The sequence below is a fragment of the Mycobacterium sp. IDUB_37 genome, from assembly GCF_055419245.1.
The window spans coordinates 34,446-50,151 of the sequence record NZ_JBVAXG010000003.1; the positions used below are offsets into that span (position 1 = coordinate 34,446).

The 15,706-nt window shown below is 65.2% G+C and carries 14 protein-coding genes; 5 read left to right on the forward strand and 9 right to left on the reverse strand.

The window, feature by feature from the left end; genetic code table 11:
• Window positions 1-42 precede the first annotated feature (42 nt).
• Together ACZY1I_RS10960 and ACZY1I_RS10965 are read left to right on the forward strand one after the other, a co-directional pair.
• The gene (locus ACZY1I_RS10960; RefSeq protein ID WP_463754424.1) at window positions 43-1,350 is read left to right on the forward strand and encodes a DUF1800 domain-containing protein; all 1,308 of its coding nucleotides are present in this window, start codon (window positions 43-45) and stop codon (window positions 1,348-1,350) included.
• Between the two features lie 7 nt (window positions 1,351-1,357).
• On the forward strand, window positions 1,358-2,557 hold the full coding sequence (locus tag ACZY1I_RS10965) for a DUF1501 domain-containing protein (protein ID WP_463754425.1): 1,200 nt from the start codon (window positions 1,358-1,360) through the stop codon (window positions 2,555-2,557).
• Here ACZY1I_RS10965 and ACZY1I_RS10970 read toward each other — a convergent pair.
• Genes ACZY1I_RS10970 through fgd form a run of 3 tightly spaced genes read right to left on the reverse strand, consistent with a single transcriptional unit; the run spans window position 2,552 to window position 6,786 of the window.
• Window positions 2,552-3,694, reverse strand: coding sequence for an acetate kinase (locus tag ACZY1I_RS10970; RefSeq protein ID WP_463754426.1), 1,143 nt, complete (start codon window positions 3,692-3,694; stop codon window positions 2,552-2,554). The genes ACZY1I_RS10965 and ACZY1I_RS10970 overlap by 6 nt on opposite strands.
• The gene (gene pta, locus ACZY1I_RS10975; protein WP_463755081.1) at window positions 3,687-5,765 is read right to left on the reverse strand and encodes a phosphate acetyltransferase; all 2,079 of its coding nucleotides are present in this window, start codon (window positions 5,763-5,765) and stop codon (window positions 3,687-3,689) included. Before pta ends, ACZY1I_RS10970 begins: the two co-directional genes overlap by 8 nt.
• A gap of 10 nt (window positions 5,766-5,775) precedes the next feature.
• The gene (fgd, locus tag ACZY1I_RS10980) at window positions 5,776-6,786 is read right to left on the reverse strand and encodes a glucose-6-phosphate dehydrogenase (coenzyme-F420) (protein WP_463754427.1); all 1,011 of its coding nucleotides are present in this window, start codon (window positions 6,784-6,786) and stop codon (window positions 5,776-5,778) included.
• Window positions 6,787-7,110: 324 nt separating this feature from the next.
• Here fgd and ACZY1I_RS10985 point away from each other — a divergent pair, with 324 nt between their 5' ends.
• Window positions 7,111-7,863, forward strand: a complete 753-nt coding sequence (locus ACZY1I_RS10985) for an MBL fold metallo-hydrolase (RefSeq protein WP_463754428.1) — start codon at window positions 7,111-7,113, stop codon at window positions 7,861-7,863.
• Here the strand turns inward: ACZY1I_RS10985 and ACZY1I_RS10990 are convergent.
• From ACZY1I_RS10990 to ACZY1I_RS11015, 6 genes are read right to left on the reverse strand one after another with little or no spacing between them, the layout of a single operon-like run.
• Window positions 7,860-9,182, reverse strand: a complete 1,323-nt coding sequence (locus tag ACZY1I_RS10990) for an NtaA/DmoA family FMN-dependent monooxygenase (RefSeq protein WP_463754429.1) — start codon at window positions 9,180-9,182, stop codon at window positions 7,860-7,862. The genes ACZY1I_RS10985 and ACZY1I_RS10990 overlap by 4 nt on opposite strands.
• Entirely contained in the window at window positions 9,179-10,303 is a 1,125-nt protein-coding gene (locus ACZY1I_RS10995) for an LLM class flavin-dependent oxidoreductase (RefSeq protein WP_463754430.1), read from the reverse strand. Before ACZY1I_RS10995 ends, ACZY1I_RS10990 begins: the two co-directional genes overlap by 4 nt.
• Window positions 10,300-11,385 (reverse strand): LLM class flavin-dependent oxidoreductase, encoded by a 1,086-nt coding sequence (locus tag ACZY1I_RS11000; RefSeq protein ID WP_463754431.1) that lies wholly within the window; start codon window positions 11,383-11,385, stop codon window positions 10,300-10,302. The genes ACZY1I_RS10995 and ACZY1I_RS11000 overlap by 4 nt, the downstream gene beginning before the upstream one ends.
• Window positions 11,382-11,873: a GNAT family N-acetyltransferase gene (locus tag ACZY1I_RS11005; protein WP_463754432.1), complete on the reverse strand. Its 492-nt coding sequence runs from the start codon at window positions 11,871-11,873 to the stop codon at window positions 11,382-11,384. The genes ACZY1I_RS11000 and ACZY1I_RS11005 overlap by 4 nt, the downstream gene beginning before the upstream one ends.
• A gap of 18 nt (window positions 11,874-11,891) precedes the next feature.
• Window positions 11,892-12,845: an SAM-dependent methyltransferase gene (locus tag ACZY1I_RS11010; RefSeq protein ID WP_463754433.1), complete on the reverse strand. Its 954-nt coding sequence runs from the start codon at window positions 12,843-12,845 to the stop codon at window positions 11,892-11,894.
• Window positions 12,838-13,218, reverse strand: coding sequence for a DUF3054 domain-containing protein (locus ACZY1I_RS11015; protein WP_463754434.1), 381 nt, complete (start codon window positions 13,216-13,218; stop codon window positions 12,838-12,840). The genes ACZY1I_RS11010 and ACZY1I_RS11015 overlap by 8 nt, the downstream gene beginning before the upstream one ends.
• A 35-nt stretch (window positions 13,219-13,253) precedes the next feature.
• Here ACZY1I_RS11015 and ACZY1I_RS11020 point away from each other — a divergent pair, with 35 nt between their 5' ends.
• Window positions 13,254-14,441, forward strand: coding sequence for an acyl-CoA dehydrogenase (locus ACZY1I_RS11020; RefSeq protein ID WP_463754435.1), 1,188 nt, complete (start codon window positions 13,254-13,256; stop codon window positions 14,439-14,441).
• Window positions 14,442-14,453: 12 nt separating this feature from the next.
• Entirely contained in the window at window positions 14,454-15,704 is a 1,251-nt protein-coding gene (locus ACZY1I_RS11025) for a serine hydrolase domain-containing protein (RefSeq protein ID WP_463755082.1), read from the forward strand.
• The last annotated feature ends 2 nt before the right edge of the window (window positions 15,705-15,706 follow it).

Sequence of the window (15,706 nt, forward strand, 5' to 3'; positions counted from 1 at the left end):
CGCTCAGGAAAAATATAAGTTCACCGGCGACAGTTGGACACTATGGCCGGGCAGTCCTCGCGGTGGATCATGACGGCCCGCGTCTTGCGCCGGACCGGGTTCGGCGCCACTGGCGCCGAAGTCGACGCGGTGGTCAGCCAGGACTGGCCGTCCTATGTTGACACCGCGTTGGCCGCGAATCCGGATGCTGACCGCGGCGCCGTCGCGACCCCGATGCCGACGCTGACCCCACCGCAGCCACCCGGGCGCGGGGCCACCGCCGCGGCCCGAAGCCAGTACCGTCGCCAACTATCTGAACAGAACGACGAATTGGCGCGGTGGTGGTTGCGCCGCATGATCGCTGCAGAACTGCCGCTGCACGAGAAACTCACTCTGTTGTGGCACAACCACTTCGCCACCTCCGCCCAGAAGGTGCGGATCGCCGCCTATATGGCCGCGCAGAATCAGAAGCTGCGCACCCTGGCACTGGGCGACTTCCGCACGCTGGCCTACACGATGCTCACCGACGCGGCGTTGCTGCGCTGGCTGGATGGACAGCTCAATACCGCCAAAGCCGCCAACGAGAACTTGTCCCGCGAATTCATGGAGCTGTTCACGCTCGGCCATAACAACGGCTACACCGAGGACGACGTCCGGGAGGGCGCCCGGGCGCTGACCGGGTGGACGATCAGCGACGGTACGGCGGCGCTGGTCCCGCGCCGTCACGACCCGCGCCCGAAGACGCTGTTCGGCGCCACCGGGAACTTCGATGCGGCGGGGTTCTGCGACGCAGTGCTGGCTCAGCCGTCCTCAGCGGCCTACGTGGCCGGTCGATTGTGGCAACAGCTGGCCTCCGACGATCCGGCGTCGCCGCAAGTGCTCGATCGCCTGGTCGCCGCCTACGGCGCGAAACGCGATCTCAAAGCGCTCACCCGCACCATCCTGACCGACGCCGATTTCACCGGCGGCAGGGCAACCGTCGTCAACACCCCAGTTGAGTGGCTGGTCGGCGTTGTCAGAGCGCTCGGGACTTCCGCATCCGAACACAGCAAGCTGCTGGACGGCACCCTCAAAGTTCTGGGCCAGCGGCCGTTCTTCCCGACCGACGTCAACGGTTGGCCCCGCGGCCCGGTCTGGCTGTCCACCGCAGCCGCACGAACGCGATTGCGCGCCGCGATCCAACTTGCCCGTGCAGCAGACCTGTCCGCGCTGGAAGGCACCGCGCCGAGCGACCGCATCGACGCCGTCGGGTACCTGATCGGTGTGGGCGCCTGGACGGATCGCACCGCATCAGCGCTGCACCCGTTGGTGCGCAAGCCACCGCAACTGGTCGCCGCCGCCGTCAACACGCCCGAATACCTCACCTCATGAGCCGCTGATGCCCCAGTTCAATCGTCGCAAGTTCCTGATCGCCGGTGCCGGTGTCGGTGCGGCCAGCCTCGCCGGCACCGTGGCGCTCGGGTGGGACGACCTGATGCGTGCGGCGCAGGAGCGCCCGTTGACCGGCAACCCGGGCATCCTGGTGATCGTCACGCTCTACGGGGGCAACGACGGCATCAACACCGTGATCCCGTACGCCGACAACGCCTATCACGACGCCCGACCAGAACTGGCCTACGCGCCGCAGGACGTCCTGCACCTCGACGCCCAACTGGGACTCAACCCCGCGATGCGGGGTATGGCGCAACTGTGGAACCAGCGGCAACTCGCGATTGTGCGGGGAGTCAGCTATCCCAAGCCCGATCACAGTCACTTCCGGTCCATGGACATCTGGCAGACCGCATCGCCTGCCGAACCGGTTTCGACCGGATGGATCGGTCGCTGGCTGGACGCCAACGGCGACGACCCGCTGCGCGCGGTCAGCGTCGGCAGCGTCCTGCCGCTAATTGCTGTCGGTGAAAAACAAACGGCTGCAGCACTTTCGACGTCGACGCTGCCGGCCGGACGTGCCGACCGGGCCGACATCTTCGAATCGACCATCCAAGCCCTCGGAGTCGACGAGCCCAATGACACACCCGCCATGGCCGCCGTCTGTCGGTCCTATCGCGCCACCCGAACCGCCGAAACGACTTTCGCGTCGGTGGCCGCGAAGGAATCGGAGAACAATGCGCTGGCAAGCCGGTTGAGCATTGTTGCCAGCGCCATCCTGGCCCGCGTACCGACGCGGGTGTACATGGTGCACCTCGGCGGCTTCGACACGCACGCCGACGAGCGCGGAACCCAGCAACGCCTCCTGCAGACATTCGACGACGCACTGGCGCCGTTCCTGCAACAGATGGCGGCCGATCCCGCCGGCCGCAATGTGGTGGTGCTCGCGCATTCAGAGTTCGGCCGGCGGGTGGCCGCCAATGCGTCGCAAGGCACCGACCACGGCACTGCGGGACCGGTCTTCGTCGCCGGGGTACCGGTCAAGGGCGGTTTCTACGGCGACGCGCCCAGCCTGACCGACCTCGATCACGGAGATCTGAAGCACACCACGGATTTTCGCGACGTATATCACGAACTGCTGGTGCGCACCCTCGGTTCCGATCCGACGCCATCGGTTGGGCCGGGCCGCAGCAGCCTAGGTTTCCTATAGGACGCTGGCACAGTCGCGCGCGATGGCCAGTTCCTCGTTGGTGGGAATCACCAGGACAGTGATCCGCGAACCGTCGGAAGAGACGCGCCGCGCGCCACTTCCCGAAACATTGCGTTCCTCGTCGAGCTCAATCCCCAACTCTCCCAAACCCGCCAACGCATCCCGGCGCACTCCCGCGTCGTGCTCCCCGATACCGGCGGTGAAGGTCAGGATGTCGGTGTGGCCCAACACGGCCAGGTAAGCACCGACATATTTACGTAGTCGGTGGATGAATACGTCATACGCGAGTTTCGCTGCGTCATCGCCGGATTCGATCATCGCCTTTAACCGGCGGAAGTCTCGCTCACCGGCCAGGCCCTGCACGCCGGACTTCTTGTTGAGCATCGACTCGATATCGTCTACGTCCATCTTCGCGGTGCGCCACAGGTAGCTGAATACGCCCGCGTCGATGTCACCGCTGCGGGTGCCCATCACCAAGCCTTCCAATGGGGTTAGGCCCATTGAAGTTTCGACCGGACGGCCACCGGCGACGGCAGATGCCGATGCTCCGTTGCCCAGATGCAGCACGATTTGGTTCACACTGTCGAGTGGCCTGCCCAGAAATGCCGCGGCCTGCTCGCTGACATATTCGTGCGACGTGCCGTGAAATCCGTATCGGCGGATCTGCCAGGCATCAGCCAGATCCCGGTCGATGGCATAGGTGGCGGCTGCGGCGGGCAGGTCATGAAAGAACGCCGTGTCGAACACCGCGATGTGCGGAACATCGGGCAGCAGTTTGCGGGCTACCTCGATGCCTGCCAGGGCGGGCGGATTGTGCAACGGGGCCAGCGGCGAAAGCTTCTCGAGTTCGCCGATTACCGCGTCGTCCAGCAGCGTCGGCCGGTAAAACCGGTTGCCGCCGTGCACCATCCGATGCCCGACAGCCACCAGGCCGCAGTTCTTCAGGTCGACCCCGTCGTCTGCCAGCATGTCGAACGCGCGACGCAAGGCCGCTTCATGGTCAGGGACCTTTGATGATGCTTCCCCGATCTGTTCCACCGCGCCGGCCGCCTTTGAGGCACCGGTGTCCGGATCGACCAGCTGAAATTTCAACGACGACGAACCGGAGTTGATGACCAGCACCAGGTGGTCACTCATCGTTGTGGTCCTGCGCCTGAATCGCGGTAATGGCAACGGTATTGACGATGTCCTCGATCAGCGCTCCCCGGGAGAGGTCGTTGACCGGCTTGCGCAGACCCTGCAGCACCGGGCCGACGGCGATCGCGCCCGCAGAGCGTTGCACAGCTTTGTAGGTGTTGTTGCCGGTGTTCAGGTCAGGGAAGATCAGCACCGTGGCCCGGCCAGCGACTGGCGAATCCTTCATTTTGGTTGCCGCGACTGAGGGGTCCACCGCGGCGTCGTACTGGATCGGTCCTTCGACCAGCAGCTCCGGCGCCCGGGTTCGGACCAATTCCGTTGCAGTTCTCACCTTTTCGACGTCGGCACCCGCACCCGAAGTCCCCGTGGAGTAGGACAGCATGGCCACCCGCGGCTCGATCCCGAACTGGGCGGCGGTGCGCGCGGAGGAGATCGCGATGTCGGCGAGTTGCTCGGGCGTCGGGTTCGGGACGATGGCGCAGTCGCCGTAGGCCAGCACTTTGTCCGGCAGGCACATCAGGAAGATGCTGGACACCGTGGACACGTCAGGAACCGTGCGGATGATCTCCAGCGCCGGGCGGACGGTGTGCGCAGTGGTGTGGACCGCGCCAGACACCATTCCGTCGACCATCCCGTTGTACACCAGCATGGTGCCGAAATACGTTGCGTCATTCAGGACTTCACGGGCCCGCTCCAGGGTCACGCCCTTGGCCTTGCGCATTTCGGCATACTGCTCGGCGAACTGATCGTGCAACTCGCTGGTGCGCGGGTCGATCACCGTAGCGCCTTCCAGGCTGACACCGAGTTCCGCTGCGCGCAAACGGACTTGGGCCTCGTCACCCAGAATCGTCAGGTCGGCAACGGACCGTTGCAGCAGGCGCCCAGCGGATTTCAGGATTCGGTCGTCGTCGCCTTCTGGGAGCACGATGCGTCGACGATCTGACCTGGCCCGCTCCTGTAACTGGTGGGTGAACATCTGTGGCGTCGTGACGGTCGGTATCGGGATGGTGAGTTGCTCGAGCAGATCCGAAATGTCGACGTGGCGGTTCATCAGTTGCAGCGCAGTGTCGATCTTGCGTTGTGACGACGCCGTCAGGCGACCGCGTGCCGAGCCTGCCGCGCTGGCGGTGTCGTAAGTGCCCAGCGGTGTGGCGATGATCGGCAACCGTAGATGTAGCCCCGCGACCAGGGCCGCGATCGACGGGTGCAGGTCGAACCCGCCGTTGAGGATGATGCACGACAGCGACGGAAACCCTTCCGCCGCATGAGCACTGGCCAGCGCGAGCACGACGTCCGAGCGGTCGCCGGGGGTAATCACCGCCACTCCGTCGCGCAGCCGCTCCAGCACGTGGTCGGCCGTCATCCCGGCGACCATTACGCCCATCACCTCGCGTTGGGCCAGCTGTTCGTCGCCGCGGACCGGTGTCCCGCGCACCGCTTTGGTCAGTTCAGCAACCGTGGGCGCGGCTAACAGCGGTTCCTCGGGCAGCACATAGCCGTGCGGGGTGAACTTCTGCAGCGCTGCACTGACAGCTTGCAGCTCGGCCGGGTCGCAGCGATTTGCCACGACCGCCGCGGTGTGCGCCCGCTGCGCAGACAGTTCGGCCAGACACACCTCGACGACATTCGCGATTTCGTCGGGCGTGCGCCCCTTGGCACGCAGGGTAAGCAGCACGGGCGCACCGAGATTGACCGCAATCCGGGCATTGGCCGAGAGCTCAGCGGGACTGGCGACGTCGGTGTAGTCGCTGCCGACGATCACCACCGCATCGCAGGATTGCGCCATCGCGTGATACGACTCGACGATGCTCGCGATCGCGGCGTCGCTGTCGTCGTGCAACTGCTGATAGGTCGCGCCCACGCACTGCTCGTACTTCTGGCCTGCGGTGGCGTGCTCCAACAGCATTTCCAGCACGTAGTCCCGCCGCTCGTCGCCCACCTGCATACGGGTAATCGGCCGGAACACACCCACTTTGGCGACCGTCGCGGCCAGCCGGTGTAACAGCCCGAGCGCGATCGTCGACTTACCGGTCTCGGATTCGGGCGCCGCGATGTAGATGCTCGCGGGCACGGCCTGTTTGTCAGCCAAGTCGGCGCAACCTGGGTGCCAGGTCCTTCTCGAAGAGCTCCAGGAACCGTCGCTGGTCGTGTCCGGGGGCGTGGAACACCAGGTGGTTCAGGCCCCAGTTCACGTACTGGCCGACCTTTTCGACGGCTTCGTCGGGGTCTGACGCCACGATCCAGCGCTTAGTGATCTGCTCGATCGGCAGCGCGTCGGCGGCCTTCTCCATCTCGATCGGGTCGTCGATGCTGTGCTTCTGCTCGGCGGACAACGACAACGGCGCCCAGAACCGAGTGTTCTCTCGGGCCAGTTCGGGGTCGGTGTCGTAAGAGATCTTGATCTCGATCATCCGGTCGATGACGTCCGGGTCCTTGCCCGCCGCCTCGGCGCCCTCGCGCATCGCGGGGATCAGCTTGTCCTTGTACAGCTCCTCGCCCTTGCCCGAGGTGCAGATGAACCCGTCGCCGGCGCGCCCGGCGTACTTCGCCACCTGCGGTCCGCCGGCGGCGATGTAGATCGGGATGCCCCCCTCGGGCACGTCGTAGATAGAGGCACCTTTGGTCTTGTAGTACTCGCCCTCGAAGTCGACACGGTCGCCGAGCCACAGCTCGCGCATCAGCCGCACCGACTCGCGCAGCCGGGCATAGCGCTCCTTGAACTCCGGCCACTCGCCCTCATAGCCGGTGGCGATCTCGTTAAGCGCCTCACCGGTACCCACCCCGAGGAAGATGCGGTTGGGGTATAGACAACCCATCGTGGCGAACGCCTGCGCGATGACCGCCGGGTTGTACCGGAAGGTGGGGGTGAGCACCGAAGTGCCCAGCTGCAGCCGCTCGGTGCGTTCACCGACAGCGGTCATCCAGGCCAGCGAAAACGGGGCGTGCCCGCCCTTGTGCCGCCAGGGCTGGAAGTGGTCGCTGACGGTGGCGCTTTCCATGCCGTGCGCTTCGGCAAGAACGGCCAGTTCGACGAGCTCACGCGGTGCGAATTGTTCGGCGGAAGCCTTGTATCCGAGTTTCAGTTCAGCCACCTGTCTTTTCTACTCCCCCGCAGTCGGGGGGGTGGCGACAGGATCTGGCAGCCCTCGCGGGGCCCTTGACCACATCAGTCACATTGGCATCTGCGAGACGGCTGGCAGTCGCTTCGTAAATGCGATATCGCCGGCGATATCACTACCTTGAGTGGCGAAACATCGAGCCGCCCAACGTCGTTGGCGATATCGCTGGTGATATCGCAATTGACGATCGACTAACGGTCCGCTGGCAGTGACGCGTGTGACTCCTGTGGCCGGTGGGCGCTGTCCTTGCGCAGACCGCGGACGCGCCGCGCATGCGATCGCTCCTACACTCGCGGCATGGCCGGGCAGACGGAGCTCATTCAGATCACCGACAACGTTCACCTCGCGCACGGGCCCGCGGTCAACTGGGTGCTGGTGACCGACGACACCGGCGTCATGCTGATCGACGCCGGCTACCCCGGCGATCGCCAGGAGGTGCTGACCTCGCTGCGCAAGCTGGGCTACGGCCCCGGCGACCTGCGCGCCATCCTGCTCACCCACGCCCACATCGACCACTTCGGCACCGCGATCTGGTTCGCGCGTGAACACCGCACCCCGGTGTACTGCCACTCCGACGAAGTGGGCCACGCCAAGCGTGAATACCTGGAGCAGGTGAAGATCGGCGATCTGGCGCGGCGCCTTTGGCGGCCACGCTGGGCTAAATGGACCGCGCATGTGGTGCGCAGTGGCGGCCTCATTCGCGAAGGCATACCGACCGCCCAGCCACTGACACCCGAGATCGCCGCCCGGTTACCCGGCCAACCTCGGCCCGTCTTCAGCCCGGGACACACCAACGGCCACTGCTCATATCTGGTCGACGGAGTGCTGGCCAGCGGGGACGCGCTGGTCACCGGCCATCCCCTGATCCCCCAGGACGGGCCGCAGCTGTTGCCGGCGATCTTCAGCTACAGCCAGGACACCTGCATCCGGACCCTGTCGGAACTAGCAGGGGTGGACTCCCAAATCTTGGCACCGGGCCACGGGCCGCTGTGGCGCGGCCCGATCAGCGAGGCGACGGATGCCGCTCTAAGAAAGGCCGGCGCTCGCTAAGCCGACAACCCCAGATTCTCGCGCAACGTCTCGCCGGGGTACTCGGCGCGATACAGACCACGCTCCTGCAGTAGCGGCACCACCCGGTCGACGAACTCGTCGAGGCCGTGCGGCGTCAGATGCGGCACCAGGATGAACCCGTCGCAGGCATCGGCTTGGACGTAGCGGTCGATCTCGCCGGCAATGTGGGCGGCAGTGCCGACGAACTGCTCACGACTCGTCACCGCGATGATCAACTCACGGATCGACAAATTGTCCGCAGCGGCTCGTTCCCGCCACCGCCGCGCCACCGCGACCGGGTCACCGTGCCGAACCCGACCCTGGGTGATGTTGCTGTCGACGACGGGATCGAAATCCGGCAGCGAGCCGTCCGGGTCGTAGTCGGACAGCTCACGGCCCCATACCTGTTCCAGCATCGTGATCGCGGTGGCACCACTGACTTGCTGAGAGCGGATGTGGCGCGCCTTGTCCTGAGCTTCGTCGTCGGTGTCGCCGAGGACGAAGGTTGCCGCGGGAAAGACCTTGAGCTGGTCTGGGTCTCGGCCATAGGACCGAGCCCGGCCTTTCACGTCGGCGTAGTACCGCTGACCGTCTTCCAGTGAGCCGTGCAGAGTGAACAACGCATCGGCGTATCGGGCGCCGAATGCCCGTCCTTCGTCGGAATCGCCGGCCTGCAACAGGATCGGATGGCCCTGCGGCCCCGCGGGCAAGGTCGCGAAACCGCGCACGTCGAACTGCGCACCCGAATACTCGACGCGGCGGATTCCCACCGGGTCGACGTACACGCCGGCATCAACGTCGGCCACCACCGCATCCGGCGCCCAGCTGTCCCAGAATTTCCGTGCCACGGTGACGAATTCCTCGGCCCGCAGATACCGGTCCGTGTGGCCTAGAAAGCCGCCGCGACGAAAGTTCTCGCCGGTGAACGCGTCCGACGAGGTGACGATGTTCCATCCGGCACGGCCGTCTGAAAGGTGGTCGAGCGTCGCGAATTGTCTTGCCACTTCGAAAGGTTCGTTGAAAGTGGTGTTGATGGTCCCGGTCAGACCGATCCGGTCGGTGGCCCCGGCCAGCGCGGCCAGCACGGTGAAGGTGTCCGGGCGACCCACTACATCCAGGTCGTGAATACGGCCGCGGTGCTCCCGCAGTCGCAGACCCTCGGCGAGGAAGAGAAAGTCGAACAGACCTCGTTCGGCAGTGCGGGCAAGGTGCACGAACGACTCGAACTCGATCTGACTACCGGCGGTGGGATCGGTCCACACGGTCGTGTTGTTGACCCCGGGAAAATGCGCTGCCAGATGAATTGGCTTGCGAGTCAAGAGGTTATCCCCCATCGACGGGCGATCAGTTCATGCGAGCGTAGCCGGTCCGCATGCCGGTGCGTGACCGAGGTGACGACCAATTCGTCGGCCCCGGTAACCCGCTGCAGAGCCTCCAACCGATCGGCAACCTCGTCTGGGTTGCCGACGAATTGCGTCTCGAGTCGGTCGCTGACCACCGCCAACTGTTCGTCGGTCAGCGGCGCGCAGTCGGCTGGATCGGGATAAGGCATGGCGCCCACGCCGGTTCGAATCGAATACACCCAATGCCCGTAGCTGGCGGCAAGGTGCCGGGCGGTGTCGGTGTCGTCGGCGACAACGATGTCGGCGGACACCACCACGTAGGGCTGCTGCAAGGCTGCCGGGCCTGTTGATGGGACGAAGGAATCGCGGTAGGCGTCGACGGCTTCGAGGGCGGTGGCCGGCGTGATGTGATAGCTGGCGACGAACGGCAGGCCCAGTGCGCCGGCAACGCGCGCGCTTTGTCCCCTGCTGCTGCCGAAGATCCACGGCCTCAATCCGGAACCTTCGCCGGGCACGGCGTGCACCTCGACGTCACCAGCGCTGTAGCGGCCCTCTAACAGCGCAACGATGTCGCGGAGTTGCTCGGAGAAGTCTGGCGAAACCGCTTCTGGCTGCTGCAGTATCGCCATGGTCGCCTGCAGGTTTGCCAGGTCCAGCAGCCCGCGTAAATCAAACGGCGCGGGGACCACCACGCCGTCAACCTCATGGCGCACCCGGGGCGGACGAGGCTCTCTGGGCGGTCTGGGCTTGTTCGCGTCGGAACGACGCTGTCCGGAGCGGCCGACACCGAGGTCGATGCGTCCGGGATAAAACGCATCGAGCATCCCGAAGTTCTCGACGACCGCGACCGCAGTGGTGTAGCCCAGCTGAACCGCGGCCGCGCCGACCCGAATGCTGTTGGTAGCGGCCGCTATCTGGCCGATCAGCACTGCCGGTGACGAACTGGCGACGCCGACGAAGTGGTGCTCGGCCACCCAGTAACGGCGGAAGCCCCAACGCTCGGCACTCTGGGCCAGTTCAATCGTGTTGTGCAGCGCGGTGGCTGCGTCACTACCGGCGCTGATCGGCGACAAGTCCAGGATCGACAGTGGAATCACCGGTTCGCCTCCGCATACCTGTTGAGCGCGACCGGCAGCTCCAACCGTTCTCGCAACGTTTCCGAATCCCGGTAGGCAGCACGGAATTCATTGGCGCGCTGCAGCAGTGGAACCACTTCGTCGACGATGAGCGGCAGATCGGTGGCGTTCACCGCCGGACGCAACCGCACGCCGTCGATACCCAACCGCCGCCAGCCCAGCAGGAGATCGACCAACTCGGTTGCGGTGCCGGCCCAGACCAGCGTGTCCGAGGTGAAGTCGCCGTCACCATGAAACGAAACAACGATGTCGGCAAAGACTTTCAGCGTCGCGCTGAAGCCACGCACCTCGTCGAGGATGCGGTGCAAGGACGCATCGTCGGTAGGTGTGATGAAGACCAGATCCCCAGCATCGGCCGCGAACTCGTAGACGGGTGTGGAGTGGGCCAGCACGGCCACCACCGGCTGACCTTGCGGCGGGCGGGGCGTGATCGATGCCCCCTTGACCGAGAAGAACTTTCCGGTGAAGTCGATGTAATGCAATTTGTCCCGGTCGATGTAGCGCCCGGTGGACACGTCGCGGATTATCGCGTCATCCTCCCAGCTGTCCCAGAGCCTGCGCGCCACCTCGACGAAGTCGCGGGCCTCATCGAAGAGTCCTTCGCCGTCCGCCGACCGACGGCCGAACAACGCCGCCTCGTGCGCGGTCGAGGTGACCCGCGGCTGCCAGCCGGCCCGGCCATGCGACACATAGTCAAGGGTGGCAATGGATTTGGAGACGTGGAAAGGCTCGGTATGCGTGACGGTGGCTACCGGGATCAACCCGATGTGCCGCGTCACCGGGGCGATGCGCGCCGCGACCAGCACGGCATCGCCGCGGCCGGCCAGACGCTCGGGACGAATCCGTTCGCCCCGTCCGATCTGCGGCATGAGGGTGTCATCAATGGTGAGGAAGTCGAGTAGTCCGCGTTCGGCGGTGATCGCCAGGTCAGCCCAGTAGCGTCCGCCGAGCACCGAGCGTCGCCGTTCGGAAGGCGCGACCCGCGCCCACGCTTGCGGATGCCAGCCATACCCGTCCAGCCCAACCCCGAGATGCAAAGTCATGGTTGTCCCTTTTTCAGGCCCTTCAGGAAGGCGATCGGAAAGACCGGCCCCCGGGCCGGCAACGGTTCTGACAGCCGGGTGTACCCGGTCGAGCGATATAACTCCTCAGCCTCGGGTTGGCGATCACCGGTGATCAGGTACACCTTGCTGTACCCGCGGGTCGCGATCTCACGTTCCAGTTCGGCCAAAAGTGCCTTCGCGTAACCGCGCCGACGATGGTCGCGATGTGTCCAGACGCGCTTGAGCTCGGCTGTCTCCGAGTCGTATCGGCAGAAAGCGCCGCCGGTCACCGATTGACCGTCGACTACGCCGATCAGCATGCCGCCGTGCGGCGCCGCAAACTCACCCTCGGGACCAGAGACGAGCCACTCCGCATATCGCGCCGGTTCGCCGCCGTATCGCAGCGCGTACTCGTCCGCCAACTCGACGAGCAGGGGCTGGGCCAGCGGGTCAGCTAGGCCGGCTGCGACGAATTGCGGACTGGGCATGACTACTACTAACGCGCGTCACCGAGAAGCATTCCGGTCACGAGCCTCACCAGAAATGCCGGTGATGTACCTGGGGGTGATTGCGAGGTCATGCGAACTGACTCGACGACCTCCGGGCAGACCCATACTGGTGAGCAACTCAGCCAGGCTTCGGTCGGTCGTCTGCCAGTTTCGGGCCGCCAAGTTCTCAGGCACAGAACGGAATTCGGCTGTGTAGGTCAACTTGGTCAGGTCGGTGTCCAGGCCCTGCTGCCGCCAGCCTTCGATGAAAGCCCGCCCTTCCCGTAGCTGCAGCGGGGTCCAGGGCATGTGGTCCGCCGCGAACCAGCTACCGGGCGCGCTTACCGTGCTGAGGTCCAACAGCAGCCGGTCCTGGGCTTCCGGCGGCAAAAAGCCAAGCAGCAGGTTCTCGGCGATCCACACCGTGCGTTGAGTGGGGTCGAATCCGACTCGGCGAAGCGCAGTGAGCCAGTCGCCGCGGAGATCGATGCCCAGCGCACGGCGATGGGTGGCGAGTTTGGCGCCCAGTTCGCGCAGCACCTTCTCCTTGAACTCGATCACACCCGGCTGGTCGAGCTCGTACACCGTCGTTCCGGGCGGCCACCAGAGCCGATACGGCCGCGTGTCCAGACCACATCCGAGGTTGACCACCTGGCGAATGCCCGCCCGTGCGGCGCTGGTCAGGAACCCGTCCAGGAACCGCCCGTGCACTGCCAGGATGCTGAGCATGCCGGCCATCTGTGGGTCCTCGCTGCCGTCAGCCGCGTAGCGTTGGTCTCCGATCAACCGGATAAAGTAATCCAGCCCGGCGGCGCGGACCAAGGGCTCGGCGAACGGATCGTCGAGCACGCCCTTGTTGGTGCCCACCGCCCTGGCCAGCGCACCGAAAGTCGCCGTGACACCGACGCCAGTGCCCGGATCCCAAGTGTCGCCGTCCTCGCGAACCAATAGGGCCCCCCGCCCGTCAACCATCCGATCGGCGCCGTGCGAGCTGGCTGAACGCCGCCCGCCATCCGAGCAAGAACACTGCAGTAACCGTCGACGCGACCACGATGAATGCTCCCGCGACGCTGGCCGAGCTGGCTTTGCGCAGCAGCATGCCGACCACCACGGTCGATACCCAGATGATCACCCCCGTGGGTGCCACCTCCGTAGGTCGCCGCCAACCGCGGGACAACAGCCAGCCCAGCACCGTCCCGGTGAGAAACGGCCATGCCGTACTGGCGATGCCGGTGACGTTGAGACCCTCGTCATGGCTGCGGCGCCCGAGGGCGCAGAAGACCAAGATGGCGACGACATCGGCGGCAATCCCGCCCAGGAATGCAGTCCCCCGCCCCAATTGCATGCAGCGAGACTACCGGCCCAGGGCAGGATTGAGTGATGAGCACCGCTGGTACGCCGCCCTTTGACCGCTATGACCCGCTCGGCCTGGACGCGTCGCTGTCCGATGATGAGATCGCCGTGCGCGACACGGTTCGCGCTTTCTGCGCAGAGCACGTGATCCCGCACGTTGGCCAATGGTTCGAAGACGGCGACCTGCCAGTGGCGCGCGAATTGGCCAAGCAGTTCGGCGAACTGGGACTACTGGGAATGCACCTGGAGGGCTACGGCTGCGGGGGCGCATCCGCGGTCCACTACGGGCTTGCGTGCCTGGAACTGGAGGCCGCCGACTCCGGCATCCGTTCGCTGGTGTCGGTGCAGGGCTCGTTGGCCATGTTCGCGATCTGGAATAACGGCTCCGAGGAGCAGAAGCAGCAGTGGCTGCCGGGTATGGCATCCGGCGAACTGCTCGGCTGTTTCGGACTGACCGAACCCGACGCCGGATCCGATCCGGCCGCGATGACAACTCGGGCCAAGCGCGACGGTTCGGATTGGGTACTCGACGGCCGCAAGATGTGGATCACCAACGGTTCGATCGCCGACGTCGCCGTGGTGTGGGCGGTGACAGAGGACGGTGTTCGGGGCTTCATCGTTCCCACCGACACACCCGGCTTCACGGCGAACACCATCCATCACAAGCTGTCTTTGCGCGCGTCGATCACCAGCGAGTTGGTACTCGACGACGTGCGGTTGCCCGACGAAGCCCTGCTGCCCGGCGCCGCCGGCCTCAAAGGACCGCTGGGCTGCCTGTCAGAGGCCCGCTACGGAATCATCTGGGGGTCGATGGGTGCGGCCCGCTCCGCCTGGCAGTCCGCATTGGACTACGCAACTGAGCGCACCCAATTCGGCCGACCGATCGCGGGATTCCAATTGACCCAGGCGAAGCTCGTCGACATGGCGGTCGAGCTACACAAGGGTCAGTTGCTTTCGCTGCACCTGGGCCGCCTCAAGGACGGCGTGGGCCTACGCCCCGACCAGGTCAGCTTCGGCAAGCTCAACAACACCCGGGAGGCGATCGAGATCTGCCGGACCGCCCGAACCATCCTGGGCGGCAACGGGATATCGCTGGAATATTCGGTCATCAGACACATGGTCAACCTGGAATCGGTGCTGACCTATGAGGGCACGCCGGAAATGCACCAGCTGGTGTTGGGTCAAGCATTCACCGGTTTGTCCGCATTCCGGTAGAACACACCTATGTTGCCTACGCTCCGAAGGATCGCCGGTCTGGCTTTTGCGCTGGCTTTAGCGCTGGTCCTTGTGGCTGGCTGCGGGGTGCCGAGGGTGGGGACGGCATCGTCTCCGCCGCCGTCGGGTAGCCCGGCGAGCAAGGCCGACGGAGTCATGCGGGTTGTCCGCGACTTCATGGGGCAGGCACATTTGCGGGCGGTGATCGTGCGGGTGACGGTCGATGGCAAGGAGGTGGTGACGCAGGCGGTCGGCGATTCGATGACCGGGGTGCCCGCCGCCACCAACATGCACTTCCGCAACGGCGCGGTCGCGATCTCCTACGTGTCGACGTTGTTGCTCAAACTGGTCGACGAGAAGAAGGTCAGCCTCGAGGACAAATTGTCCAAGTGGTTGCCCGACTTTCCGCACGCCGATCGCGTCACGCTGGGCCAGCTGGCCCAGATGACCTCCGGCTACCCCGACTACGTCATCGGCAACGATCCCTTCAACAACGCGCTCTACGCTAACCCGTTCCGGCAGTGGACGACTCAGGAGATACTCGGCCAGATCTCAGCACGGCCGCTGTTGTACGAGCCGGGGACGAACTGGAACTATTCACATACCAACTACGTCTTGTTGGGCCTGGCGCTGGAGAAGGCCACCAACGACAACATGCCGTCCCTGCTGCAATCCAAAGTGCTTGCGCCGCTGGGGCTGACGGCCACCGCTAACTCCGAGACACCCGAGATTCCGCAGCCACCCCTGCACGCCTTCAGTTCTGAGCGCCGCGAGTTTCTGAAAATCCCTGCCGGAACGCCGTTTTACGAGGAGTCGACCTACTGGAACCCGTCCTGGACCATTACGCATGGGGCGATTCAGACAACCAACATCTACGACCTGGAGGCCACCGCGGTCGGGATCGGTTCGGGCAGGTTGCTGACGACCGATTCGTACAAGAAGATGGTGTCGACCGATCTGCGCGGCAAGACGCGCACCCAACCTGGTTGCCCCACCTGCATGGAGCAAAGCGATGGATACACTTACGGCCTCGGCATCGTGACCTCGGGCAAATGGCTGATGCAGAATCCGCTGTTCTCCGGGGAGGCGGCCGTCGAGGCGTACCTGCCGTCGCAGCGGGTCGCGATCGCGGTGGCGGTCACCTACGCGCCCGAGGCGTTCGATGACCAGGGCAACTACACCAACCAGGCCGACATTCTGTTTCGCAAGATCGGCGCCGAGGTAGTCCCCGAGGACGCCCCACCTATGCCGCCCGGAAGGTAAGG

What these genes read in the sequence shown, in the direction of transcription:
- ACZY1I_RS10960 (WP_463754424.1), top strand. Translation starts at nt 43, where the DNA reads ATGGCCGGGCAGTCCTCGCGGTGGATCATGACGGCCCGCGTCTTGCGC.
- ACZY1I_RS10965 (WP_463754425.1), top strand. Translation starts at nt 1,358, where the DNA reads ATGCCCCAGTTCAATCGTCGCAAGTTCCTGATCGCCGGTGCCGGTGTC.
- ACZY1I_RS10970 (WP_463754426.1), bottom strand. Translation starts at nt 3,694, where the DNA reads ATGAGTGACCACCTGGTGCTGGTCATCAACTCCGGTTCGTCGTCGTTG.
- ACZY1I_RS10985 (WP_463754428.1), top strand. Translation starts at nt 7,111, where the DNA reads ATGGCCGGGCAGACGGAGCTCATTCAGATCACCGACAACGTTCACCTC.
- ACZY1I_RS11000 (WP_463754431.1), bottom strand. Translation starts at nt 11,385, where the DNA reads ATGACTTTGCATCTCGGGGTTGGGCTGGACGGGTATGGCTGGCATCCG.
- ACZY1I_RS11005 (WP_463754432.1), bottom strand. Translation starts at nt 11,873, where the DNA reads ATGCCCAGTCCGCAATTCGTCGCAGCCGGCCTAGCTGACCCGCTGGCC.
- ACZY1I_RS11010 (WP_463754433.1), bottom strand. Translation starts at nt 12,845, where the DNA reads ATGGTTGACGGGCGGGGGGCCCTATTGGTTCGCGAGGACGGCGACACT.
- ACZY1I_RS11015 (WP_463754434.1), bottom strand. Translation starts at nt 13,218, where the DNA reads ATGCAATTGGGGCGGGGGACTGCATTCCTGGGCGGGATTGCCGCCGAT.
- ACZY1I_RS11020 (WP_463754435.1), top strand. Translation starts at nt 13,254, where the DNA reads ATGAGCACCGCTGGTACGCCGCCCTTTGACCGCTATGACCCGCTCGGC.